Annotated in this window: 21 protein-coding genes, 1 tRNA gene and 2 pseudogenes; 8 read left to right on the forward strand and 16 right to left on the reverse strand. The window is 69.5% G+C overall.

The annotated features are described in order from the left end of the window. Nucleotides 1–171: 171 nt before the first annotated feature. The 4 genes from galK to ABD143_RS37165 are packed head-to-tail and all read right to left on the reverse strand — an operon-like array spanning nt 172 to nt 5,163. Entirely contained in the window at nt 172–1,299 is a 1,128-nt protein-coding gene (galK, locus tag ABD143_RS37150; protein ID WP_343988203.1) for a galactokinase, read from the reverse strand. Further along, complete coding sequence (gene galT, locus ABD143_RS37155) at nt 1,296–2,426, reverse strand: galactose-1-phosphate uridylyltransferase (protein WP_343988207.1); 1,131 nt, start codon at nt 2,424–2,426, stop codon at nt 1,296–1,298. The genes galK and galT overlap by 4 nt, the downstream gene beginning before the upstream one ends. After that, nucleotides 2,423–3,184 carry a DeoR/GlpR family DNA-binding transcription regulator gene (locus ABD143_RS37160; protein WP_343988210.1) on the reverse strand — a complete coding sequence of 254 codons (762 nt, stop codon included), beginning with the start codon at nt 3,182–3,184 and terminating at the stop codon, nt 2,423–2,425. Before ABD143_RS37160 ends, galT begins: the two co-directional genes overlap by 4 nt. Continuing rightward, a complete protein-coding gene (locus ABD143_RS37165) occupies nt 3,184–5,163 on the reverse strand; it encodes a beta-galactosidase (protein WP_343988213.1) in 1,980 nt (659 codons plus the stop codon). The genes ABD143_RS37160 and ABD143_RS37165 overlap by 1 nt, the downstream gene beginning before the upstream one ends. A gap of 167 nt (nt 5,164–5,330) precedes the next feature. On the opposite strand from ABD143_RS37165, the gene ABD143_RS37170 reads away from it, so the two are divergent. Both ABD143_RS37170 and ABD143_RS37175 read left to right on the forward strand, forming a co-directional pair. Continuing rightward, nucleotides 5,331–5,543 (forward strand): hypothetical protein, encoded by a 213-nt coding sequence (locus tag ABD143_RS37170; RefSeq protein ID WP_343988216.1) that lies wholly within the window; start codon nt 5,331–5,333, stop codon nt 5,541–5,543. A gap of 89 nt (nt 5,544–5,632) precedes the next feature. Further along, nucleotides 5,633–5,705, forward strand: a tRNA-Asn gene (locus ABD143_RS37175). Between the two features lie 203 nt (nt 5,706–5,908). Here the strand turns inward: ABD143_RS37175 and ABD143_RS38445 are convergent. The 4 genes and pseudogenes from ABD143_RS38445 to ABD143_RS37195 all read right to left on the reverse strand — a co-directional run. After that, nucleotides 5,909–6,169: pseudogene (locus ABD143_RS38445) on the reverse strand (transposase); the annotation flags it as partial. Nucleotides 6,170–6,254: 85 nt separating this feature from the next. Further along, a complete protein-coding gene (locus tag ABD143_RS37185; RefSeq protein ID WP_343988222.1) occupies nt 6,255–6,866 on the reverse strand; it encodes a hypothetical protein in 612 nt (203 codons plus the stop codon). A 228-nt stretch (nt 6,867–7,094) separates the two neighbouring features. Beyond that, nucleotides 7,095–7,661, reverse strand: coding sequence for a hypothetical protein (locus tag ABD143_RS37190; protein WP_343988225.1), 567 nt, complete (start codon nt 7,659–7,661; stop codon nt 7,095–7,097). A gap of 305 nt (nt 7,662–7,966) precedes the next feature. Then, on the reverse strand, nt 7,967–8,797 hold the full coding sequence (locus tag ABD143_RS37195; RefSeq protein ID WP_343988227.1) for a DUF2382 domain-containing protein: 831 nt from the start codon (nt 8,795–8,797) through the stop codon (nt 7,967–7,969). A gap of 465 nt (nt 8,798–9,262) precedes the next feature. On the opposite strand from ABD143_RS37195, the pseudogene ABD143_RS37200 reads away from it, so the two are divergent. After that, nucleotides 9,263–9,696, forward strand: a pseudogene (locus tag ABD143_RS37200) (Nramp family divalent metal transporter). Between the two features lie 603 nt (nt 9,697–10,299). Beyond that, on the forward strand, nt 10,300–10,770 hold the full coding sequence (locus ABD143_RS37205) for a bifunctional nuclease family protein (RefSeq protein ID WP_343988229.1): 471 nt from the start codon (nt 10,300–10,302) through the stop codon (nt 10,768–10,770). 1,356 nt (nt 10,771–12,126) lie between these two features. Here the strand turns inward: ABD143_RS37205 and ABD143_RS37215 are convergent. The 3 genes from ABD143_RS37215 to ABD143_RS37225 form a co-directional block, all read right to left on the reverse strand. Continuing rightward, entirely contained in the window at nt 12,127–12,693 is a 567-nt protein-coding gene (locus ABD143_RS37215) for a hemerythrin domain-containing protein (protein WP_343988231.1), read from the reverse strand. A gap of 504 nt (nt 12,694–13,197) precedes the next feature. Next, nucleotides 13,198–13,557, reverse strand: coding sequence for a hypothetical protein (locus ABD143_RS37220; RefSeq protein WP_343988233.1), 360 nt, complete (start codon nt 13,555–13,557; stop codon nt 13,198–13,200). 44 nt (nt 13,558–13,601) lie between these two features. After that, on the reverse strand, nt 13,602–14,045 hold the full coding sequence (locus ABD143_RS37225; RefSeq protein WP_343988235.1) for an Hsp20/alpha crystallin family protein: 444 nt from the start codon (nt 14,043–14,045) through the stop codon (nt 13,602–13,604). A gap of 983 nt (nt 14,046–15,028) precedes the next feature. On the opposite strand from ABD143_RS37225, the gene ABD143_RS37230 reads away from it, so the two are divergent. Beyond that, nucleotides 15,029–16,501 (forward strand): DHA2 family efflux MFS transporter permease subunit, encoded by a 1,473-nt coding sequence (locus ABD143_RS37230; protein WP_343988237.1) that lies wholly within the window; start codon nt 15,029–15,031, stop codon nt 16,499–16,501. A gap of 116 nt (nt 16,502–16,617) precedes the next feature. On the opposite strand, the gene ABD143_RS37235 is transcribed toward ABD143_RS37230, so the two are convergent. Beyond that, nucleotides 16,618–17,724 carry a serine hydrolase domain-containing protein gene (locus ABD143_RS37235; RefSeq protein WP_343988240.1) on the reverse strand — a complete coding sequence of 369 codons (1,107 nt, stop codon included), beginning with the start codon at nt 17,722–17,724 and terminating at the stop codon, nt 16,618–16,620. A gap of 426 nt (nt 17,725–18,150) precedes the next feature. Here ABD143_RS37235 and ABD143_RS37240 point away from each other — a divergent pair, with 426 nt between their 5' ends. Both ABD143_RS37240 and ABD143_RS37245 read left to right on the forward strand, forming a co-directional pair. Continuing rightward, entirely contained in the window at nt 18,151–18,324 is a 174-nt protein-coding gene (locus tag ABD143_RS37240) for a Rossmann-fold NAD(P)-binding domain-containing protein (protein ID WP_343988243.1), read from the forward strand. 1,176 nt (nt 18,325–19,500) lie between these two features. Then, nucleotides 19,501–19,692 carry a hypothetical protein gene (locus ABD143_RS37245; RefSeq protein WP_343988246.1) on the forward strand — a complete coding sequence of 64 codons (192 nt, stop codon included), beginning with the start codon at nt 19,501–19,503 and terminating at the stop codon, nt 19,690–19,692. Between the two features lie 85 nt (nt 19,693–19,777). Here ABD143_RS37245 and ABD143_RS37250 read toward each other — a convergent pair whose 3' ends face one another. The 4 genes from ABD143_RS37250 to ABD143_RS37265 form a co-directional block, all read right to left on the reverse strand. Further along, nucleotides 19,778–20,107, reverse strand: coding sequence for a DUF202 domain-containing protein (locus tag ABD143_RS37250; protein ID WP_343988249.1), 330 nt, complete (start codon nt 20,105–20,107; stop codon nt 19,778–19,780). A gap of 6 nt (nt 20,108–20,113) precedes the next feature. Beyond that, a complete protein-coding gene (locus ABD143_RS37255) occupies nt 20,114–20,488 on the reverse strand; it encodes a YidH family protein (RefSeq protein ID WP_343988252.1) in 375 nt (124 codons plus the stop codon). Beyond that, nucleotides 20,488–21,672, reverse strand: a complete 1,185-nt coding sequence (locus ABD143_RS37260) for a sulfite oxidase (RefSeq protein ID WP_343988255.1) — start codon at nt 21,670–21,672, stop codon at nt 20,488–20,490. The genes ABD143_RS37255 and ABD143_RS37260 overlap by 1 nt, the downstream gene beginning before the upstream one ends. A 130-nt stretch (nt 21,673–21,802) precedes the next feature. Further along, nucleotides 21,803–22,717 (reverse strand): LysR family transcriptional regulator, encoded by a 915-nt coding sequence (locus ABD143_RS37265; protein WP_343988257.1) that lies wholly within the window; start codon nt 22,715–22,717, stop codon nt 21,803–21,805. 296 nt (nt 22,718–23,013) lie between these two features. Between ABD143_RS37265 and ABD143_RS37270 the strand changes: the two genes are divergently transcribed. Beyond that, on the forward strand, nt 23,014–23,883 hold the full coding sequence (locus ABD143_RS37270) for an SAM-dependent methyltransferase (RefSeq protein ID WP_343988260.1): 870 nt from the start codon (nt 23,014–23,016) through the stop codon (nt 23,881–23,883). Nucleotides 23,884–24,007 lie beyond the last annotated feature (124 nt).

Below are 24,007 nucleotides of genomic sequence, written 5' to 3' on the forward strand. Positions count from 1 at the left end.
TGGGCCGGTTCAATGATCGTCCGGGAGTTCGCCGCGATCCGCCTCTACGCGTTCGGTCTGCGCCGGTTCCTCCCGCGCGGGCGCGACATCGAGAAGGGCGCCCGCAAGCAGGCGCGCAGGTGGAAGAAGAGCGCGCGGAAGTCCCTGCCGTCCGTCCGGAAGCACTGGACCTCAGGACACCCGCGCTGCCCCCGCCGACGGCTCCTCGCCCCGGATGTGCGGCGCCCGGAAGCCCGCGTCCGCGAACGCCGCCCGCACCGCGTCCGACAGCGCGGCCACCCGCTCGACCGGCACCAGCGCGATCGCGGAGCCACCGAAACCGCCGCCGGTCATGCGCGCGCCGAGCGCCCCGGCCTCCCGGGCGGCTGTGCACGCCAGGTCCAGCTCCGCGGAGGACACCTCGTAGTCGTGCGCCAGCGAGGCGTGTGACGCGTCGAGCAGCGGGCCGATCTCGCGCAGCCGCCCGGCGTCGAGCAGCATGACCGTCTCCCGGACGCGCGCGATCTCGGTGACGATGTGCCGGGCGCGCGGCATGAGGTCCGCGGCGAGGGTCCTGATCTCGTCCAGCGTGGCGCCGCGAAGGCTCGGCATCCCGAGCGCGGCAGCGGCCTTCTCGACGGCCGCGCGGCGCTTCCCGTATTGGCCGTCGGCGAGGCGGTGCCGCACGCGGGTGTCGATCACCAGCACGACCAGTCCGTCGGCTGCGGGCGCGAAGGGCACGGCGCGGGCGGTCCCGTCGCGGGTGTCTAGCAGCAGGGCGTGCCCCGCGGTGGCCAGTAGCGCGGCCGCCTGGTCCATCCCACCGGTCGCCGCTCCCACCACGTCGTTCTCCGCGCTGACGCACGCGGCCGCAAGTGTCCGGCGTCCCGCGATGGAGCCGCCGAGGCCGAGCCCGAACAGCTCGTCGACCGCCAGCGCCGCGGAGCACTCGAGCGCCGCCGACGACGACAGGCCGGCGCCGAGCGGCACCGTGTCCGTCACGAGCAGGTCGATCCCGCCGACCCGGTGTCCCGCGCGGCGCAACGCCCAGAGCACCCCGGCCACGTACCCGGCCCACCCGCCGGGGGAGCCGGGGCCGACGTCGGCAAGCGCGCCCTCCCACGCCCCGTCCTCGGCGAGGCTGCGCAGGCGCAGCCGGTCGTCGTCGCGGGCGGCCACCTCCACCACCGTGCGCTCCGCGATGGCGAACGGCAGGCAGAGCCCCTGGGCGTAGTCCACGTGCTCGCCGATCAGGTTGACGCGCCCCGGTGCGGCCCACCGCCCGTCCGGCTCGCGGCCGTAGAGCTCGCGGAACGTCATCCGACCTCCCGCAGGCGCTGCGCGATCCGCTCCGGCGCCACGTCGCTGATCCACGCCCCCGCGCCCGACTCCGACCCGGCGAGGTACTTGAGCTTCCCGGGCGCGCGGCGCAGTGAGAACAGCTGCAGGAACATGCGCGTGAGGTTGCGGCCTGCGCCGACCGGGGCCTGATGCCACCCGGCGATGTACGGCGGCGGCCCGCCTTCGGGGAAGTAGACCTCGACGCGGTGCAGCAGGTCGCCGTACAGGTCGGCCAGCTCGGCCCGCTCGGCGTCGTCGAGCGCCGTGAAGTCGGGAACGGCCCGGTGCGGCACGATGTGCGCCTCCACCGGCCAGCGCGCGGCGGCGGGCACGAACACCGTCCAGTGCTCGGCCTCGCGGACGACCCGGGCGCCCGACTTGCGCTCGGCGTCCAGCACGTCGCCCAGAAGGTCGCGGCCCGTGCGCTCGCGGTGATCCGCGGCCCGCTGGAGGAGTTGCCCCATGCGGGGTGTGACGAACGGGTAGGCGTAGATCTGCCCGTGTGGGTGCTCCAGCGTCACCCCGATCTCGGTGCCGCGGTTCTCGAACACGAACACCTGCTCGACCCCCGGGAGGGCCGACAGCTCTGCCGTGCGGTCCGCCCAGGCCTCGATCACCGTGCGCACCCGCGACACGGGGAGCGCCCCGAACGACGAGTTGTGGTCGCTGGTGAAACAGACCACCTCGCAGCGCCCGAGCGCGGGGCGCTGCGGCCACAGCGGCACGCCGTCGACGAACGGCGGGACGTCCCTGGCCCCGATCTGTGACAACGGAGCCTGCGACAACGACGGGAAGCGGTTCTCGAACACGACCACGTCGTAGTCGGGCGCCGGGATCTCCGTCGGCTCCCGGCCGGGCCGGGTGGGGCAGAGCGGGCAGTGGTCGGCCGGTGGCAGGAACGTGCGGTCCTGGCGGTGCGCCGCGATCGTCACCCACTCCCCGGTCAGCACGTCGTAGCGCACGGTCGAGCTGTGCTGCACGTGCGGCAGATCGCGGGTGTCCGGCGGCGGCACCCGGCCCGTGCTCACGCACGGCTCGGTGTCGTCGAAGTAGAACAGCTCCCGGCCGTCGGCCATGTGCGTCTTCGTGCGTCGGACCGCGGTCATGCCAGCACCACCCTGCAGCTGTTCTCCAGTACCCGGCACGCGTGGGGCGGGAGCCCCGCGTCGGTGACGACGACGTCCACCTCGTCAAGGGTCGCGATCGTGCTCAACCCCACTACTCCCCACTTCGAGTTGTCGGCCACCACGGCCACCTGCCGGGCGCAGTGCACGAGTGCCCGGTTCGTCTCCGCTTCCACCAGGTTCGGCGTGGTGAACCCGGCCTCGGCGTCCATCCCGTGCACTCCCATGAGCAGCCAGTCGACGTGCAGCTGTCGCAGCGCGGCCACCGCGACCGGTCCTACCAGAGCGTCCGACGGAGTGCGCTCACCCCCGGTGAGCACCACCGTCAGGTCGTCGCGGGCCGCGTCGTGGAGCACCTCGGCCACACGCAGCGAGTTGGTCACCACAGTGAGGCGCGGCGTGCCCAGCAGTGCGGACGCGACGGCGTGTGTGGTGGTGCCGGCCGAGAGCGCGACCGACGCCCCCGGCTCGACGAGCGCCGCGGCCGCCACTGCGATCGCCTGCTTCGCCGCCGTGTGCAGGCCCGACTTGGCCGCGAAACCGGGCTCCTCGACGCTGCTCCCCGGGGTTGTGGCGCCGCCGTGCACGCGCGTGACGAGCCCGCGGCTGGCAAGCGCCTCGATGTCGCGCCGCACCGTCATGTCAGAGACGCCGAGCCGTTCGACCAGGTCGGAGACCTTCGCCCCGCCGGTCGCGCGCACCGCCGTGAGGATCAGCTCCTGGCGCTGACGGGCGAGCATCAGGCCTCGTCCTGGCGGACGACGGCCGCGCACCCGCCCGACACGATGACGCTCTCGGCGACGTCCCTGCCGCTCAGGAGGTCGACCCCGTGGGCCCGGACGACTGCAGCGACCGGGCCGCGGTTGAGCACGAACAGGTACCGCCCGCGCCGCACCACTTCAACGCCGCCGCCCGGGCCGAGCCGCACCACGCCGGCCTCGCGGGTGAGCCGGTCGGCCAGCTCGGCGGTGGCGGTCTCGTCGAGCCATGTGGCGAGGTACCAGGCTGTGCCCGCGCCGACGGCCCGGCGGGTGAGCGCGGGGGTGCCCGGGAGCGGCCCGTCGGCGTAGCGGGCGACGACCTCGGCGTCGGTGACCGTGAGCAGCTCCGTCCACGTGTCGGCGGTGCTGCCGTCGTCGAGGCTGACGAACTCGCCGGGCAGCAGGGGCGCGAACTCCTCGGTGCGGACCCCCAGCAGCTCCCGGAACGCGCCGGGGTAGCCGCCGGGCCGGATGTGGTCGTTCTCGTCGACGATCCCGGAAAAGTACGTGACCAGGACGTGCCCGCCGCCGCGCACGTACGCCTCGAGCGCCGCGGCCGTCGCGTCGGAGCAGAGGTAGAGGGTGGGGACGATCACGAGCCGGTAGGCGGAGAGATCGGCCGAGGGGTGCACCACGTCCGCCGTCGCACCCAGCTCGGTGACGGCCCGGTGCCAGCGCAGGCCGGCGTCGAGGTAGCGCACCTGGGAGCTGGGGTGCGATCCCAGGTCGCACGCCCACTCCGCCTCCCAGTCGTGGAGCAGGGCGACGTCGGCACGCACGCGGCTCCCGGCCACCTCGCCGAGCCGCCGCAGGGCGTCGCCGAGTGCGCTGACCTCGCGGAACCGCGCCGAGTCCGGCCCGGCGTGCGGCACGAGCGCCGAGTGGAACTTCTCCGCCCCGGCCAGCGAGGCGCGCCACTGGAAGAACCCGACGGCGTCGGCGCCGCGGGCCACGTGCCGCAGCGAGTCGAGCAGCAGCTCACCCGGACGCTTCGCGCGGTTCACCGGCTGCCAGTTCACCGCGCTCGGGGCCGACTCCATCAGCAGCCACGGCGCCCCGCCCGCTACCCCGCGGGTGAGGTCGGCGCAGAACGCCTGCTCGGCGTATGGGTGCGGGAGGCGTGCGTCGAGGTAGTGGTCCTGGGCGACCAGGTCCAGGTCGGCGGCCCAGCTGAAGTAGTCCTGCTCGGACTGGTGGGAGGTGACCATCAGGTTCGTCGTGACCGGCACGTCCGGGGAGAGCTCGCGCAGCAGGTCCCGCTCCGCCCGGTAGTAGCCCAGCAGCTCGTCGGAGGAGAAGCGGGCGAAGTCCAGCTCGTGGGTCGGGTTGGGGATCGCGGGGGTGAGCCGCGGCGGGAGCACCTCGTCGAAGCTCCCGTAGCGCTGGGACCAGAACGAGGTGCCCCACGCCTCGTTCAGCGCCTCGACCGTGCCGTAGCGAGTGGCGAGCCAGCGCCGGAACGCCGCAGCGCTGACGTCGCACCAGCACTTGCCGACGTGGCAGCCCAACTCGTTGCTCACATGCCACAGCCGGACCGCCGGGTGGCTCCCGTAGCGGCGCGCCAGCTGCTCGACCAGGCGCAGCGCGTGTTTCCGGAACAGCGGCGAGCTGGGGCACCAGGACTGCCGGCTGCCGGGCCACAGCGTCCGGCCCGCCGCGTCGACGGGCAGCACCTCCGGGTGTGCGGTGGTCAGCCACGGCGGCGGGGACGCGGTGGCCGTCGCCATGTCGACCGCGATGCCCCCTTCATGCAGGAGGCCGAGCACCTCGTCGAGCCAGTCGAAGTCGTACCGCCCGGGCTCCGGCTCCAGCAGCGCCCACGAGAACACCCCGAGCGTCACGAACCCGACGCCCGCCTCGCGCATGAGCGCGACGTCCTCCCGCCACACCGGCGGCGGCCACTGCTCGGGGTTGTAGTCACAGCCCATGGCGATGCCGTCGAACGGGATCGGTCGCACGTCGCCCCTTCGGACACAAAGCAACAGGTTCGGACAGAAACGCAAGCCGAGGATGGGCGGGTCACCGAGGTGTGTCAAGCCTGTGTCCGTGCGGGTACCCCGGCCACGCAGTTGCCCGGGCTGGGGCAGGATCGGGCGGGTCAGGTGACGACGAGCCGGGAGAAGACATGCTGAAGTTCCTGTTGGGCGCCGCCGTCGGGTACGTGCTGGGCGCCAAGGCAGGCCGCGAGCGCTACGAGCAGCTCTACCGCACCTATCAGCGCGTCGCCGACCACCCAGCCGTGCAGGGCGCCGCAGGCGTCGTGCGGGCGCGGGTGGAGGAGACTATGAACGGCGGCAAGCACACCGCCGACACGGGAGCCGGCGGCCCGGTGCGCTGACCCGCCGGCCGACCCCCCGAGCGCGGAGGCGGAGGCGGCTTGCGCTAACCTGGTTCTCGCCGACGGGACACGAGCCCGCAGCTTGACGGTCCTCCGTAGCTCAATCGGCAGAGCATGCGACTGTTAATCGCAGGGTTACTGGTTCGAGTCCAGTCGGAGGAGCAAAACCCCAGGTCAGGGGCTGTGTCGAGGTTCTCCATCAAGATCGACACATCACCTATCCATCACTTATGCATGGCGACCTCGCCGACTGCAACCTGCAGGGCACCGCCGTGCGGCGGCTCGTCAGCCGGCGGCCGAGGTAGTTGTCCTGTGTCACGCAGTAGGCCCTTGCCCTTGACTCGGATGATCTTGTTGTCGATGAACAAGTCCCTTGTCCTGATCAATGTTCTCCCAATCGACTGCGCCAGAGCCCGGATCTTCACGTTGATCGCGTCGATGAAGATCACCGGATAGACCGCGTCGAGGGGCCGGTTCTGCCACTCGGCCATCCCGTCGAGGACCTTGTCGGTGATGGTGGAGATGGTCTGGCGGGATACCTCGGCGCCGTAGACCTCGGCCAGGTGGGCCTGCACCTCGCCGGTAGTCAGGCCCTTCGCCGACAGCGAGATGACCAGCCCCGCCACCGCGCGCCGACCAAGATCAGCCTCCTACTGAAAGCCGGGGCCCGAAATTGGCTGCTCGCGTCGACAGGTTGCGCCGGGAGGTCCGTCAGCGGCGGTCGGAGTCGCGTTGTCCGCGTCCGGGCCAGAGCTTGGCGCCAATTGAGCCGCCGACGGCGCTCGCGACCATCGACAGGCCCAGACCGAGCGCGGCCCAGCCGGCGGTGTCCCGGGCGGTCTCGGCGGCCCTCGCGGCGTCGACGCCGGCGCCGGCGTTGCGCAGGTTGACGAACTGCGACGCGACGTCGGCGAGCGACCCGAGCAGCGCGCCACCGCCGATCAGCGCGAGCGCCAGCAGGCCCGTTACGGTGACCGCCCAGCTGACCACTCCGTTGACCATTCCGTCGTTTGCGCGGTGCCACAGGGATGAGGAGCCCGCTGCGGCGCCGCCCAGGAAGAATGCGACGAGGCCGAGCACGCCGCTGACGACAGCGCGAACGGTGCTGTCACCGCCCCCGGCGAAGCCCAGGTCCAGCCATCCGAGGGCGAAGAACAGCAGTTGGAGGACGACGTAGGTTGACAGCGTCGTCAGCGCCCCGGCCCACACCGGGCCCCAGCGAATGCGGTCACGGCGCTCATCAGTGGTCGGTGTTTGGTGGTCGGGCCCGCCTTTGACGGCCGTGCCAGCCCTGGTCGCGCCGGGATCTGCGTTGAAACTCATGCCTTTTCTTCTCCGTTTAAGGTAGGTGATTTTGGTGGGCCGACGGGAGACGTCGGTCGTTCCGATGGGTCGGGCTGCAAGGTAATTTCTGGAGTGCAGCCAGCAAGCTCTCGTCGAGGCCCTCGGGCCGGCTCATGTTTGGTATGCGGGTTCATCCCGTGCGCCGCGCCACAACTGCTGCAGCTGCTCGGGTCCGAAGGGCACGGACCCGGGAGCGAGGCCGGAGGGTCAAGCTGCACGGAACCACTGCGCGGGCTTGGCCAGGATTGCGATTAGCTGCTGGCTGGGCCGTTGCTGCTCTCCCTCCAGGGAGTTGAGAACGGCGATTCCGCCGGTGAGAGCGGGAATGAGCCACTGGGTGACCTTGAGCTGCTGCTGGGCCCCCGCGACATCGGCAGGGGTCTCCGGGGCGGGGTCGGTGCCGCCCTCGACCGCAGCGCCGTCGGCCTGCTCGAGCTTCTTGCCCAGCGCGCGGCCGTAGGCGGTAGCACCGAGCGCTGAGATGGTCAGCGCGGCCTTCGCGGCGGTGGCGGCGCCAACGCCTTGCTGGGTGGCGACCCGGCCCTTGTTGGCGAGCAGCAGGCCGGCGCCGCCGAGGAGGTGCGCGACGATCGCAGCCAGGTTGACCGGTGTCCATCGGGCCCATCCCGCGTTGGCGACGTGCAACCGCTGGCTCCGGTCGGTAACTTCGGCAGCGGCGCCGTTGACGGCGACGGCGCCGGCCAGCGTGCCGCCGAACCATGCGGCGAGTCCGAGGTCGTGCAGGCTGCGGACGACTGTGTTGCGCTGTGACATGCGGGCATCCTTCGTGATCGTCTTGCTGTTTCGGACGAGTAGGCGGGACGTGATGGGAGCACCCCTCGCGGCTTCCCGCCGCCCACCACGTCCCGCCGCTCGTGCCGTCGAATTTCGGACATTTCGCCAGGAGTTGCCGGCGGTCGACGCCGAACCTGCCCCACAGGCCCGCGTGGCTCGTCGGCATCGGCCTGCTCGGGCAAACCCGAGTCGGCCTGTTGGGCCTGGTTCGGTCTCCGCGTGCGCGAAGCAGTTCGCCGATCTTGTCCTGGGGGATCTGCGCAGCTGGCCGGGGCTGGGCTTTGTCAGTCCTCGTCCCGCCTATGGAGGCCGGGCTCGATGCCGTCGGTCTCGATCTGCTCCTTGCGGATGGTCTCGTCGACCTGCTGCTGCTCGGTGACGGTCTCGGTACCCAGGCGGACCCGCTCGACCGGGACGGTCTCCTTGCCGACCACGACCCGCTGCTCGGTGAGGGTGACCTCGTGCTCCTCCTCGGACAGGTCCGGACCGGACATCGCCTCGGCGCGGTTGGCGTCGGTGATCGGCTCACGTTCGATGGTGACTTCTTCGTGTGAGACGGGCACCGTGGTGGACACGTGCTCGGTGACGATGTGCTTGCGCAGCCGGGCCCGCCCGGACTCGCGCTGCTCGGTGCCGACGTGCAGCTGCTCCTCCGAGCGGGTCATCGCGTCGTCGGTCGTCGGACCGGATATGTCACGGCCCTCGATACCGGGCTCGCCCGCGCGATCGCGCCGCGGGTCCCGGCCCGCGTCTTCAGTGTGCTCACCGTGCGTGGCGGTGGCAGCGGTCCCGGCACGCTGATCACTTCCGGCGGTGCTGAGCCCGTAGTGGCGGTACAGCTCCTCCTCGTCGGTGGAACTGATCGCGGCGTCGGGATCGTGGTGCCGGGCGTCTTTCAGCGCGGCCTTGTCGAACGGAACGGTGAGGGCGTTGCCGTCCCAGCTGCTCTGGCCCAGCGGTACCAGCGCGACGTGGCCGCCGAAAAGGCCGGTCCTTGTCGCCGCCCACTCGGGCCGGTTCGTCTCGTTGTCATAGTAGATCGACTCGATCCTGCCCAGCTTCTCGCCATCGGTGCTGTGCACCGGTGCGCCGATCAATGTATTCGGGTCAGACATGTCGGTGAACGCCATGATGTCCTTTTCTGCGCAACAGGTCGCGCTGAGGTGGGGTTTGCTCGGGGTGCCCTCGATTGGGGCTCGGATGCGGGGGAGATAGGTGTGTGTGTGTCGATCTTCGGCCCGCGTCCTCAAATGATCGACCGGTTCCTCGTCGGTCATCGCATAAATACCCGCCGGGGTGCCGGCTAACCCATTGCTGCAAGATCTTCTTCTGATCTTTTCGCTCTGACCGAAGGTTGATCAAGAATGGCGGCTCTTCGACCTTGAGCGTGGTGCGGGGCTGCAGGACTCGATCTGCCTGAGCCCGGAGACGGGCCTGAGGCCTCATGATCCGTGGTGTTCAGCGGCGGCCCTGAAGGCAAGCGTCGTGAATTCGGGAGGCGAGCCTGGGTAAGTGCCATAACGACCGCGAGACCGATCGGTCACATCGAAGGCATCCCCAAATAGACCGAGGGACAGGGGCTGTTCGAGCCCACCGAGGCGAACCTCTCCCGTTGGCGCCGCTGGTGGCGGTTCGCCAACTGGGAGCAGATGCTCACCGTCCCGGTGATCACGGTGTTCACGATCGCGTTCATGTCGATGCTCGCCTCGTCGACCGTGTTCGGGCGCGAGGACCTCCCGAACGGCATCGGTTTCCTCGACATCGAGGCTCAGGTGCTCAGTGACACTCGATCAGCGAGAGCAAGCTCTACTTCGGGCTGGTGTGGGGCCTGGTGGCGATCGGGATCCTCGTGCTGCTGGCTGGCCTCGACCAGCCGCTCGTCCTGCTGGTGATCTCGGCCTGCGTCGGCGGCGGGATGATGTTCATCTACTCGATCCTGCTGCTGGTTCTCAACCGGCGGACGTTGCCCCCGCCGCTGAAGATCCGGTCCTACCGGATCGCCGCCCAGATTTGATCCATCCTGCTGTTCGGGGTGCTGTCCGTCATCACCGTCATCGAGCAGGGCGGGAAGATCTTCGGCGGGTAGCGAGAAATCATCTGCGCCCCTGCTGATCGCGACCGGCACGATCTCGGTATTGCCACCACCGGATCCGCCCCCGACCTCGACCTCGACGGGCTTCGATTCGCGATGCCGCTTGGGCGCGGACGCTTCGCGACACGCTGCCCGCAGCACCGCCACGGCGAGGAGTCCGCGGACGGGGTGAGCCCACACAATCCCGTTTCGTGGAGCAGCGCGGGCCAGCGGCGGGCGCAAGGGCAGGCGGCCTCGAGCGCGGCGGTGGCGCGGAGCGCGGGGGTGTCGTTGAGGCGGCCGGCGACGATCCTGGTACACGCGGCGGGCGGGCCGGGACCCCGACTTCTTTCCGTTCGAGCCGGACCTGTCGGTCATCAGTTACGGTTGGCGCGGCCGACGTCCGGCTGTGCCTCGGCCTGGCCATCGTCGTGATCGCGCTCGGAGTGCTGCACGCCCGCCCGGTCCGCACCGCCGCAACGGGGCCCGGCTGAGCGCCACCCGACCCGGGCGAGGCGAGCCGCTCATGAAGAAGAGGAACCGGTCATGGCCGAGATGCGCGTCGTCGCTATCGCTGTCGATCCCCGCATGGCCGCGCCGGTGCTGCTGCTGCAGGAAACCGCCCCGCGGCATCGAGTGTTGCCGGTATGGGTGGGGCCCGCGGAGGCTAACGCCATCGAACTCGAACGCCGACACCTCCCCACGCCTCGCCCGACGACCCACCAGTTGATCGGTCAGGTCATCAGCTCCTGCGGACATCGCCTGCAGCGGGTGTGCGTGACCATGGTCCGAGACGGCGTCTTCCACGCTGAACTAGTCATCGGGCCCGACGTGCGGGTGTCGGCCCGAGTCAGTGATGCCGTGGCGCTGGCCATGCACCTGGGTGTGCCGGTCCATGCCTCTGACGTCGTGCTCGAACAGGCCGCGTTGGACGACCTCCAAATGATCGACGCGGAGCTCGAGGAGTTCCGCCGGTTCCTCGACGACGCGACCCCCGAGGACTTCGGCACCGAGTGAGCAGGATCTCGCGCTTCCAGCCCGGCGCCAGAAGCAATGATCAAACCGCGGCGATCGCGCCGCCGGAACGGACACGGCGACGACGACGGGCCGCGATCGTCCGCCCCGTCGTGGACGCTCGCGTCGTCCACGTTCCGAATCGGTGCCAGTCGACCTCGCTGAAGCCCAGCATGCCGACTCTCTGGGTGACGGCCCCGAAGGACCGGGCGGTCGACGAGAGCTGGCCGACCCACGGCTTGCCCGTGCGGCGTACACCCGGGAGAAGGCGTACCTCGAGCGAATCCTCGACACCTTTGAACGGGAACATCCGGAGACGAGGGTGGTTCGGCTGCGGCCGGGGTTCATCTTCAAGCGCGAGTCGGCGGCCGAGCAGCGGCGGCTGTTCGCGGGTCCGCTGTTCCGGGACGAATCGCGCGACCGGGTTTCGTCCCGGTGGTGCCCGACCTGCCCGGGCTGCGCTTCCAGGCGCTGCACTCCACCGATGCGGCAGAGGCATACCGGTTGGCGGTCACGCACGACGCCCGCGGCGCATTCAACCTCGCCGCCGACCCCGTGATCGACGCCGCGCAACTGGCCGTCCTGCTGCGGGCCAAGACGCTGCGGGTGCCTGTCGATGCGCTGCGGGCAGCGCTGAGCACGGCCTGGCACCTGCACCTCATTCCGCGTCACCCCACCTGTTCGACGCCGTCTTTCGGCTGCCGATCATGGACGCCAGCCGGGCCCGCACTGAACTCGGATGGGCACCGCGGCACAGCTCGCTCGATGCGCTCCGAGCGTTCATGGACGGGCTGCGCGAGGGGCGGACATGGACACACCCCCACTCACCCGGCGCGCCGGTCGCCCGCTGCGCCTGCGGGAGTTCAGGACCGGTGTGGGACGGCGGACGTGAGGGCGAAGCCAACACATGGCGGCAGCCAACCGCGCATGCTTGCGCGGCATGTTCGGTCAGCCCCAGGGGTTGGCCCCGATGACCGGTTTGGTCCTCGGGGCCGCGTCGTCAGGCCCAGGCCGCGGTATTGATGAGTAGGCAACAAGATCCGGGCGCTACGCGAGGACGGAACCCTGGCCCGGCTGCGAAACGATGGCCCTCGAGGAGATCCGCGACCGCCTCTCCGGCGCCGACCCCGACGTCTCCCGCGCGGCCCGCGACTATGAACAACCGCGCCGATCTGCTGGGCGCCGGCCGCCCCACCAGCTGACCACCGCAAGATCGTGCCCGGCCGGCACGACGACAGCGAACCCACGTCGAGCAGCGGGCAGGGCGGCCCTGGAGTGGTCGGTTCTCCTTCGAGCCCCCCGCCACACCGGACCAGGAGCTGCCCAGGGCGCTGCGGTGCCCCCACTGCGGCCGAGCGCTCAGCCGGTCTGCCGTTGGGTGAGCCGGTCGCGGAGCCGGTCCACCATTCCGACGCCCGGTCCAACCAGCTTGTGGAACAGCTCGGCGTTGGGTGCGGCCGGGTGCGGCCGGGTCGGCGCGATCCGCTTGGCCGCGTCGACCTTCTCGCGCAGTTCGATCAGGGTCTGGCTTGGCACCCGTTCCCGCAGCTTCGGGAACTGCTCGGACTCCTCGGCCGTGGCGTGATGCCGCAGCGCCGAGGTCATGTCCGCGATGAGGGTGTCGAACCGCGGTTCCGTGGGCTCGACCGCCTCGAGCTGCTTCATGATCTCCTCGAGCTGGGTGTGCTCGCGCACGTCCTCCTCGACCGTCTCGCCGCCGTGCTCGAGGCGATCGCGCATCGCGGGATAGACGTACATCTCCTCCGCCACCGCGTGGCGCACGACCTCGGCGATCACGGTGTCGGCGAGGTCACGGCGCTCGCGTGGGTCGCTGCTGTGGGGGATCTGCTCGAGCAGCGCGAGAGCCTCGCGATGGTCCGTCATCAGCTCGTCGACGACGTCCATGGTGCCTCCAGCCTCGGACATGTGGGCCTCCTGTGGTCTCGAGTAGTCGCAGGCCTGCCCGGCCGCGTGGCTGCCCAACCAACGCATGGGCAGCCACTTGGCGACGGGGCGGAGCTGCCGGCCCCGTGTGCATCGCGCCGCCGCGGGTGGGTCTTCAGCGCGGGATCGTGCCGCCCGTGAGCTCTCGACGCGGCGCGGGCGTGGGATCGCCGGACTGGAGGCCAAGCTTGGCCCGGGTTCTGGAAGTGACGTGTCCATGGCCCCGCCGGCCGAGGGGTGAGCCGGTGGGGCCATGGTGTGCGGGCTGGCGGCGGGGGTGGGACTCCTGCCGTGTCCGCCGGGAGTGGGGGTTCAACGGAGGGACGCGTTGAGGGCTGGCTGTCGCCGGTCACCTTCTGGTGGGCGCCATGCGGACGCGGGGGGCGGGCGACCTGACAGGCAGGTGCGGCCTCGGCCCGGTGGTCGGGCAATTGTGGTGGCGAGCGGCAGCCGTTTCATTGTTGGGCCAGTAGATGGTTCGATCTCTCACCTCCTGCCCGGATCGACGTTTTGCTCCCGGCGGCCGTTGGGGGGCGGGCCGCGCTGGCGGGCCCGGTGTCGCCGGGCCGCTCGGATCGCGGTCCGGTCCGGCCGCCGACCGCGGCCGGTCGACCGGGATCGCTCGGGGTGGGCCCGGTCGCACAGCGGCGGCGCGGGACGCCGCGGTGGGTCCTCGCATGCCTGCCCGGCCTCGGGCGGGAAGTTCGCGGCGATGATCGCGTCGAACTCGGCGCGAAGCAGCTCACCGTCGGCGCACACGACGTCGACGAACTCGGCCGTGGCAGCGGGCCGGTCGCGTGGTGGCGGGCATGCTGTGGGTCGGTCGAGGACGGGATGCTCGGTCATGTCGCTACCCCCGGCGGGTCCGGGATCGGGCCGGTCGGCGTGGGTCAGGCGTCGATCTGCCTGCGGTCGCTGTCGCTGCTGCCGCTGATGGCGATCTTGCGGGGCTTGGCCTTTTCCGCGATCGGGATCCGCAAGGTCAGCACCCCGGCGTCGTAGCCGGCGTGGATGTGATCGGTGTCGAGGGTGTCGCCGAGGAACAGCTGGCGGGAGAACACCCCGAGCGGGCGCTCGGCGACCTGCATCTCCACGTGCTCCCCGGTCGAGGCAGGGCGTCGCTCGGCCTTGACGGTCAGCACGTTGTGCTCGACGTCCAGCTCGATCGCGTTCGGGTCCACCCCGGGCAGGTCGAAGGCGACCACAAACTCGTCCCCGGCGCGGTAGGCGTCCATCGGCATCATCGTGGGCCGGGACCAGGTGCCGGGCGTGGTGCCGAAGACCTGCTGGGTCAGGCGGTCCAGCTCACGGAACGGGTCGGTGCGCATCAGCATCGCAAGCCACTCCTTTCATGATCGACGATGGGGCGGCGATGCGTTCGGAGCGAGTCGAAGCGGGTGACCACGACCACTCCGATAGCTACAATACTAACTAGAGTGTTTCTACAACGCAAGCCGTTGACTCGGTTGAGCCGTCGCTAGAGGTAGAGGGACTGGTGGGATGAGCCTGACCAGCGTGGGTGCAGACGCTCGTGACGGGCTGGTGCGCGCCGACCAGATCTAAAGAGGTGGGGCGCAGCCGCCTGGACCACAGGGCCGGCGACCGGCCGGCCGCCGATCCATGCACATCAGGTGGGGAGCCTGTATCCCGGCGGGGCTGCCCGCCCTCTGGTCCTACGGGATGTTTCGCCTGCCCCGCGGCTTGGCTCGGCCGCCGCTACCGGGACACTGGTGCACACCTGGTGCACACGAGCACGAAAAACGGCGGTAGACGCTGCGAGACGTCGAGAGACGGTCTCGCAGGTCAACCGCCGTTTGCGGGGCTTCCTAACAGGTCAGCGCGACGTCGGGATCAGACGTCGTAGATCAGCGCGATGGCTCTCGTCGCGGCAGGCAGGCAGGCGGTTCGCCCAGCTGATCGGCCACGTCCGGCCCGCCCGTCCGAGACTCCTCGGCCGCCTCCGACGGCGCTGACCCGCCACCGGTATCAGCCAGGCACATCCGCCTGATCGGTACGTGCTCGCCGCGCCCGTCCGGGCGACCTTGCGGCCAAAGTAGTTGTCCTGCGTCATCGACACCTTGGCGTGCTCGAGCTGGTCGGCCGCTTGGCGGGCGCTCAGGCCGGCTGACCTCGGACCTCTGAGTGGAGCGACGCCGGGGAGTTCGGCGTGCCCGCGATCCTCCCACTGTGACCGGGGCCTCGCGGGCCTATCGCTTAATCCAGGGCGTTCTGTCGGTCCTACCTCGTAGATTCGCGTCCAGATGATCGGGGCCGGCCGGCCGGGATCAGGTGCCGCCCCGCGATGCAGAGGAAGACAATGACAAACACCTCCGACGTCATCCCCGCAGTGTCCCCTCCTGATACGCCCGCAGAACTGACTGCACGCGATCGCACGGTGATCGCGGTGCTGCTCGTCTCGACGTTCGTCGTCATCCTCAACGAGACGATCATGAGCGTGGCCCTGCCGGTCCTTTTGACCGACCTCCAGGTGGAGGCGAGCGTGGGACAGTGGCTCACCGCAGGCTTCCTGCTCACGATGTCCGTGGTCATCCCGATCACCGGATTCCTCATCCGCCGGGTGCGCACACGGCTGCTGTACGGCATCGCCATGGCGCTGTTCTCCGCAGGCACACTCATTGCCGCGCTGGCGCCGGGCTTCTCGATCCTGCTCGCCGCGCGGGTGGTGCAGGCCAGCGGCACCGCGATCATGCTTCCGCTGCTGATGACCACCGTGATGACGCTCGTGCCGTCGGCGCGCCGCGGCGCGGTGATGGGCAACATCTCGATCGTCATCTCCGTCGCACCCGCTGTCGGGCCCACCGTTTCCGGCGTCGTGCTGAGCCTGCTCGGCTGGCGGTTCATGTTCTGGCTCGTGCTTCCGATCGCGCTCGTCGCCGTGGTGCTGGGCCTGCGCAGGATCGTCGACATCGGCGAGCCCAGTCGAACGCCGATCGACGTGCCGTCGGTCGTGCTCTCGGCGCTGGGCTTCGGCGGTCTCGTCTACGGGCTCAGCACCATCGGCCAGTCATCGGGGAGCACCTCCCCAGTCGCGGTGTGGGCGTCGTTCGCCGTCGGCGTCGTCGGGCTGGTGGCCTTCGTCGCCCGGCAGATCGTGCTCCAGCGCACCGACCGCGCGCTGCTCGACCTGCGCACGTTCCAGGCGCGCACGTTCACCGTCGCGACCGCGATCATGAGTCTGATGATGGCGACGCTGCTCGGCACCATCGTCCTGCTGCCGATCTACATGCAGAGCGTGCTGATGCTCACGCCGCTGTCCACCGGCCTACTGCTGCTGCCGGGCGGCCTGGTCATGGGCCTGCTCGGGCCGGTCGTGGGCCGCCTGTACGACCGCTTCGGCGCGCGGGCCCTCCTCGTGCCCGGCACCGTGGCGACCAGTGCGGCGCTTTGGTCCACCACCCTGTTCGGCATCGACAGCTCGATCATGCTGGTACTGGGCTTCCACCTGATGCTCAGTGTCGGGCTGGCGTTCGTTTTCACCCCGCTCTTCACCGCCGGACTCGGCGCCGTGGCGCCGCATCTGTACTCCTACGGCAGCGCGATCTTCGGGACCACCCAGCAGCTCGCGGGCGCGGCCGGAGTGGCCCTGCTGGTCAGCGTGCTCAGCGCGAGCTCGGCCGAGCTCGCCGCCGGGGGTGCCTCGGTGGTCGAGCAGACCGCTGGTGGGGTGCACGCCGCGTTCGTCGTCGCCGCCTGTTTGTCGCTGCTCGCGGTCGCCGGCGCACTTTTCGTCCGCAGTCCGCCCACGGCGGTCGGGGCAGCGCTGGAGTGATCCTGGTGGTGCGGCTGCCACTCGGCAGCTCGGCGTAGCCCCGAAGACGCCGAGGCTCGGCCCAAACCTCGCACCTATCGCCGGAAATTTGAGTACGCCCTTTGAAGAACGCAGCGCTAGCTCCCGGGCGGCATCGGTGGGGCGTCGCTGGGAACAAGCGCCGCTGCGATCCTCCTCCAGAGAACGTCGGCAGAGTTCTTGTAGTCGCCCGTAGTCGGGTCGAAAGCGGCCTGGTCGAAGGTGACGGCGACGGCGATGGCAACCTTCTGCGAGGGCAGGTAGGCGAATGCTCCGGCTTCACCGGAGAACAGCGGGTTCTGCAACACCCAGTTGCCGGAGGAGATGATCCCGAGCCCATAGGTGTAGCCCGCGAATTGCGGGAGGCAGGTGGCGCATCCGGGCAGTGTTGTGGTCTTGCCGATCAGGTCCTTGGTCAGCATCTTCTGGTAGGACCCCGGTGAGAGGAGTGTGCCCGTGCCGATGGCCACGGCCGTGGCGTTCAGATCGTAGATGTTGGTGGTCTGGATGGCTCCGTGGGTGATGGTCCACGACGGGTTCCAGTAGGTCGATTCCTCGTAGAAGGGTGTGCCGGCGGGAATCTTGAGCGCCTGCCGGCGCTCGGAGGTGTAGGCGTGCAGCGCGGGCTCGGTGATCGCCGGCGTTCCCGGGTCGGTGGTGTTGTCCAGCCCGAGGGGGCCCAGCACCTTCTCCTGCAGGAGCGCGGCCACGTTCTGCCCCGTGATCTTCTCAAGGGCGAGTCCGAGGATGACGTAGTTCGTGTGCGAGTAGTTCCAGTTCGTTCCGGGCTCGTAGAGGAGCGGGTGTTTGGTGCTGATCGCGATGAGGTCCTCGGGGGTGATGGTCCGGAACGGATCCGCGTACTGCTCGTTGCTCAGCTCGGGAGTCGTCACGTAATCCACATACCCCGAGGTCATCTGCGCCAGCTGGCCCAGGGTCACCTTGCCCGTGTAGGGGATGTCAGGCAGCCACGTCGAGACCTTGTCATCAAGGCCCACCTTCTTCTCGTCGACGAGTTGCAGCAGCGCGGTGGAGACATAGGAGATGGCAACGGCACCGTTGCGGAAGTGCATGTCCGTCGTCGCGGGCACGCCGGGCATCGAATCGCCGACGGCCTGAGTGACGATCTCCTTGTCATCGATCGTGACGCGTACGATCACGGCCTTCAGATGGGCGTCCGCCATGGTGTCCTTGACGACCTTCATCACCGCGTCGGCCCGGGCTGGATCAACCGACGCTGACGAAGTGGTGCTCGTCGTCGTCGTCGTCGTCGTCGTCGTCGTCGTCGTCGTCGTCGTCGTCGTCGACGATGACGACGACGCGCTGCTCGACGTGCACCCAACGCACAAGCCGACAACACACAGCAGCACGAGGAGCGTGCGCGGCAGCACCCCTCTGGTCGGGACGTCCATCGCCGCCTCCCGCCCGAGCTTGTGGTGCGTGGCAGCGAGTCCTCGCCGATCCCGCTCGGCCATAGCACCGGATCGACGGCCTCATGAGCTGCTGGCTTCCTGGCTGAACGGAGGGTCGTCGATCGGGCGGCGAGCATTACCGGCATCTCGGACGCTTGGTCCTCCGTCTCGGCCAGGCTGCCGGCGAACGCGGGACTCCCCAGAACCGGTCTGGATCAGATGCGGATCCTGATCAACTCCGCCTCATCCGGCTGGGTCCGCACCGATCTCGGCGGCTTCCGCGCGCCTCGCAGTGTCGAAGACGGCGCAGACACGCCAGTCTGGCTGGCCACCCTCCCCGCAGACGGCCCGACCGGCGGGTTCTTCCTCGACCGCCAGGAACTCGACTGGTAATAGGGATACCCGCGAGAGCCGCTCCAAGTGGGGATGCTTCGCTATTAGGAAGCAACCTGCCACCGATCGTCCAATCTCATGCGGCTCGACACCGGAGAGATGCGGATTGGGACAGTCGGCGGATCTTCTTAGTCGGCCGCACAGACTCGGACGGAATCCCCCCGGTCCACCCCACTCCCGTCCGCGGCGACGTCGGCGCTCCAGGCACAACTGCCCGCGAACCCCGCTCGCGCTCGTATCGGACAGATTTGTTGTCCGAAACCAGACGGGTAGCCGCGCTCCGTAGTTTTCGGACGTCCCGATTGTCCGAGCCGTCACCCTTCTGTGAGCTTGCCCCCAGCCACCGCCCACGGGACATTAGCAACCGACACGGTAGATGGAGGAGGTGATTTCGCCATGTGGCCCGGTCGGCCGACCTTTCCGGTATCGCCGTCACGCAACTCGGCGGCAGCGGTAGTGATCTCGGCGCCCGACGGCTGGGATCACGCAGTAGATGAGGTGATTCTCGCTAAGACACTCGATGGCCGGTACCTCGCCCGATGTGGTCGACTTGTGTTGAGCGCGGCGCTGGTCTCCGAGCCGGGCCGCAGGTGCCCACTGTGTTTCCCGCGCAGCCCTTCCACGGCCCGGTCCTGATTCTGCCGAAACAGCCGTGCTCCGCTGCGCACGTCCGCGCAGATTCTGCGAAGCAATCATCCTGTCTGCCTGGCGGGTTCAGTGTGTCGCGGCCGCTGAACCCGCCGGGAACGAACAAGACCCTGATCGGAAGGTTCATGACTGATCCGTCCAGCCTGCCGAAGACGTGTGTGCGGGTGCTCAGCCCGTTCATAGGCGGCCGGTTCGGCGCCGGCCTGCGGGCGTGGCCACGGCGTGACACGCAGCGTCGATCAGGTAATTGATCTTGTGGGTCGATCCCGTCATTTCGGTGACAACCAAGCGGCCGGCGCGCACGGTCGAGTGGTCGCCCGAGCGGCGAGCCACCGCCGAGTGCGGCGGGATCGTCCGGGCGGGATGCGGAAGGCACGCGGATCGAGCATGACCGGACAGGCCGGGCAGTTGTGCGCGGCACCGGCATCGCACCCAAAGCCATATAGGGCGCGTTGCGGACCGCAATGCGATGACGGGACAGGATGACGGGACAGGTTGTCGGCACCCATTGGGCGGGAGCATGATCGGATGATGCGATTCGTGATTGCCGCCCTCGGCGTCGTCCTGGTCCTGGTCGGCGCGGTGTGGACCCTTCAGGGCGCCAACCTGCTCGGCGGCAGCGTCATGTCCGGTTCCCCTATGTGGCTGGTGATCGGGCTGGTGGCTCTGGTGGCGGGGATCTGGCTGGTGGTGCGGGCGGTCCGCGCCCGGCGCGCCTGAGCGCGAACGTGACCCTCGGGTAGCGCGTCGATCACCGACGCCGGCGGCGGCTCGAAGCGATTCGCCGCTCCCTCAGCGACGCCGTTTACAGCACGAGGGCGGCGATGGCCGTCGCGAAGCCGGCCGTACCCCAGCCGATCAGGAGCACCTCGGTCCGGGCGTTGGACACGATGTTCTTTCCCGCCACGACACGGATAGCTCTGATCCGCTGTCTCCTCCTGCGCTCAAGCTTCAGGACGAGTAACGCCAGCAGAACCGCCGTGACGGCCAGGAGCGTTCGCCCGACGGCAGGTAGCTCGCTCTGTCGGAGCAGCAGGAGCGCGCCGCTGGCAAGGAAGCTGATCGCGCTGCGTTCCCAGGACAGCCCGGTTCGTTCGGGTTGCAGTCCGGGCTTGTCCTGTGGTTGACGACGCACGTCGCCCTACGGCGCCGGGACGAGCAGCACGGCGAGCACCAGGATCGTCACTGCCAGGAGGCCAAAGCCGAGTAGTAGCGGAAGTCGCGTCGGTGGCAGGTCTGTATCTCGGCGCATCGCGGCCTGTACTCGTTGCCAGCGCCGGACGGCCAGCGCCGCCAGAAGAGCGCCTCCAGCGGTGAGCAACACGCCGAGGATGTGCCGTCCTCCCGGAATTCCGAACGTCGGAGCGAGTTGGACCACGGCGACGCCACCGGCGATCAGCGCGAGCGCAGTGCGGATCCAGGCGAGGAAGGTCCGCTCGTTGGCGAGCGTGAAGCGGTAGTCCGGCTCCTGCTCGTCGCCGGTTGGCACCCGCCGGTCGAGTAGTTGCAACGTCATCATGCGACCCGGCGGCTCGGCCGGGACGCAATTTCCCACTCCCGGTGTGACGGCTCGCGACGCGTCGCGGATTCGACGTGCACGGGGTGTGCCAGCACCGAACGCTGAAGATAGCCCAGCTCGTTCCACGACGAGGAGTCTGGTTGGGTGTTGCCCTGGTCATCGGTCGCGCGGACCCGGAGAGTGTGCTCGCCCGGTTCCGGATCCCAGAAGATCTGCCAGCGCACCCACGCCCCCGGCGTTTGCGGCGACACGATCGGTGCGTCCTGCCAGGGGCCCTCGTCGATGCGGTACTCGACTCGCACGACCCGGTTCTCGCCCGCGAACGCCCGTCCTCGGATCACCTGCGGTGCCGCCCGGAGGCGCGCCGGCCAGGGCAGCTCCACCAGGCTCGACACCGGGAGCGCGGTGATCGCCGGGCCGCGTGCATGCTCATCCGCGGGGACGTTTGGGCCGATCACCACGTAATCCTCGGTGTTCCACGGCACGTACAGGGCCGCTTCCGAGACCTCGATCCGACCCAGCCACTTGATGCTGGCCGCACCGAGCCACCCGGACACCACCAGGCGGGCTGGGAACCCGTGATCGGGCGCGAGCACCTCGCCGTTCATGGCCAACGCGACCACGGTGTCGTCGGCCCTCGCCTTGTCCAGCGGCAGCGGCCGGCGGGCCCGGATCTCGTCCAGTCCTTCCGGCATGACCTCGCAAGCCTCGGTCGTGATTCCGGCCGGTTCGAGCAGGTCGCGGAGCCGGACGCCGGTCCACTCCGCGGTCCCGATCGCACCGCGCCCCCATTGCGTGCCCGCGAACGGGCGCCCGACCTCCTCACCGAACAGCACCCGGCGATTGCCCGCGCACTCGATCGTCCGGACCACGGAAACGTGCGGAAATCGATTCCACAGGTCGTCGTAGGTGTACGTGACCGGTTCGTGCACCCCGCCGCCCTCGACCCGGAGCGTCCACGTCGCAGGATCCAGTCGGGGGGTGGGCGCGTGGCTGCGGATGTAGAAGCGATCGGTCGGGGTGAGGAAGCCCGGCATGCGGTCCGGCCGGACCCCGTAGTCCAGGCCGCTACCGGTGTCCTCCATCAGCTCCGCGGGCGTGGGCTTGACGACTCCACGGCCGTTGCGGTCGGTTGCGGAAGTAGCCCCTGTCGTGGTCTGGGTGGTCCTCGACGTTGTCATAGGGCCACTCTGTGCGTTGTCACCGATGTCGAGTAGGCGAAATTGCCGATGGATACATAACCTGGGCTTATGGCTCGGCCTCCTGTCGAGTAGCACCCACATCGACGGGTGGCGGCCGATCACGACAGGGTCAGCCGACAGCGCTTCGCAGTGCGATGGTCAACAAGTCACGCGCCGGGCCCTGCAGCGTGTGCCCGACCGGCCAGATCGCGTGCAGTCGCCGGGTGAGATCCAGACCGGGCACGGCCAGTCGCACCAGCGTTCCGGCGGCCAATTCGGCCGTGACTGCGCGCACGCTGAGCACCGCGGGGCCGATCCCTCCCATCGCGGCTGCCTTGATCGCCGTGGTCGAGGACACCTCGAGGATCGGAGCGGCCAGGTCGGCGTCGAGCTGTTCGCGCACCGCCTGTTCCCATGCCTGCCGGGTGCCGGAGCCTGGTTCCCGGCTGACCAGCGGTGTGGCGACCAAATCCGCGGCACGCACGCGGCGCCGCCGCGCCCACGCGTGGGATGGCCCCACCACCACCGCCAGCTCGTCGCGCGCGACTTCACGAGCCTGCACGCCCCCGGGCACCTTCGGTCCCTCGATGAACCCGATCTCGGCCTCCCCGGCGAGCACCTGCGTGGCGACCTCAGCGGAGTTCCCGCACCTGAGCGCGGTCACCGTGTCCGGATCGGCTGCCCGCAAGGCGATCAACCACGGGGTCAGCAAGTACTCGGCCACGGTCAGACTGGCCGCGATCCGCAGATGAGTGTGCCGGTCCATCCGCAGGGCCGCGATCCCCGCTTCGAGATCGGCGGCGCGGTCCACCGCCGGCTGAGCCCAACTGGCCACCAACTCACCAACGGTCGTCAACCGCGCACCGCGTGCCCCCCGCTCCAGCAGGCGAACGCCGACGTGATGCTCCAGTTGCCGCAACCGCGCGCTCGCGGCGGGCTGGGACATCTGGTGCGCCGCTGCCGCGCGCCCAATACTCCCCAGCTCAGCCACGCTCAACAGCAGATCAAAGCTGGTCAGCTCGCTGACGCGAGAGGGCAGAGGCATAGGCGCAGTTTATGTGTGGCGCAGTTTATGTGTGCAGTGCGCCTGACTACCGAAAACCCGACCCCGGGGCTACTGGCACGTGCACGGCAAGCTGGCCGGCCTCGGCTACCAGACGTGCAGCGTGCGTGGCGGCGATCGTGCGCGTTGCTGAGGGACCGCGTGCGGGCGAAGATGTGGATCAAAGATGATATGGCCGTGGGCGCGGCTCAGTGCGTGGCGGAAGTCCTGGCCGGTGCCCTCACGGAGTACTCGGAGCGGAGCACCAGGCGCCGGTCCGGAGATGAAGGGGTGGGACAGTGGGCGATCCAGAGAGCTGGCGGCGCGAGTACCTGAGCACGCCGGGGCAGCTACCGCCGGAGATTGACACGACCGTTCCGTCGGTGGCGCGGATCTACGACTACGCCCTCGGCGGCAAGAACAACTTCCAAGTCGACAGGGACACCGTTGCGGCGCTCTCTGCGGCGTTTCCGGGCTCGGTGCCGCTGGCCGTCGACAACCGCGCGTTCCTCCGGCGGGGCGTCCGGTACCTCGTCGGCGAGGCGGGGGTGAAGCAGATCATCGACTTCGGGTCCGGGTTGCCCACGGCGGGCAACGTGCACGAGATCGCCCACGAGATCGACCCGTCGGTGCGTGTGGTCTATGTCGACATCGACCCGATCGTGCTGGCGCACGCCAGGGCACTGCTGGCCGACAACGACACCACCACGGTGATTCAGGCCGACGCCGGCGAGCCGGAGTCGATCTTGGAGCACCCCGAGACCCGCCGGTTCATCGACTTCGACCAGCCGTACGCGGTGCTGCTGTCGGCGATCTTGCATCATCTACCCGACGAGCGGGACCCGGTTGGCGTCGCCCGCTACATCAAAAACCGGATGCCTCCTGGCAGCTACCTCCTGGTGACCAACTTCCTCGACGACGACGACCCGCGCGCCAAGATGATGGAGGAGCAGATGACCTCCCGGGTCGGCACCGGCCGGTTCCGCACCTGGGCGGAGCAGCGGGAGTTCTTCGACGGTCTGGAGATGGTGGAGCCCGGCCTCGTGTACGCAAACGACTGGCGCCCCGACGGGGACACCGACGTGAACGGTGCCTGGACGACGTTCACGGCCGGGGGCATCGGGCGGAAGCCGCTGCTCACGGCGGACTCGAACTCTTCTTCGAGGTGACCTACGACATGAATCCGGGACAGTAGGAAGCCTCCTCGCCAACAGCAGCCGGCCAGAGGAACGCCGGAGCCGCAGCGATGACAATCCTGTACGCCTGGTGGGCGCACCCGGGCGCTTCACGAGG

Source organism: Pseudonocardia aurantiaca (genome assembly GCF_039526725.1).
Classification (GTDB): Bacteria; Actinomycetota; Actinomycetes; order Mycobacteriales; family Pseudonocardiaceae; genus Pseudonocardia; species Pseudonocardia aurantiaca.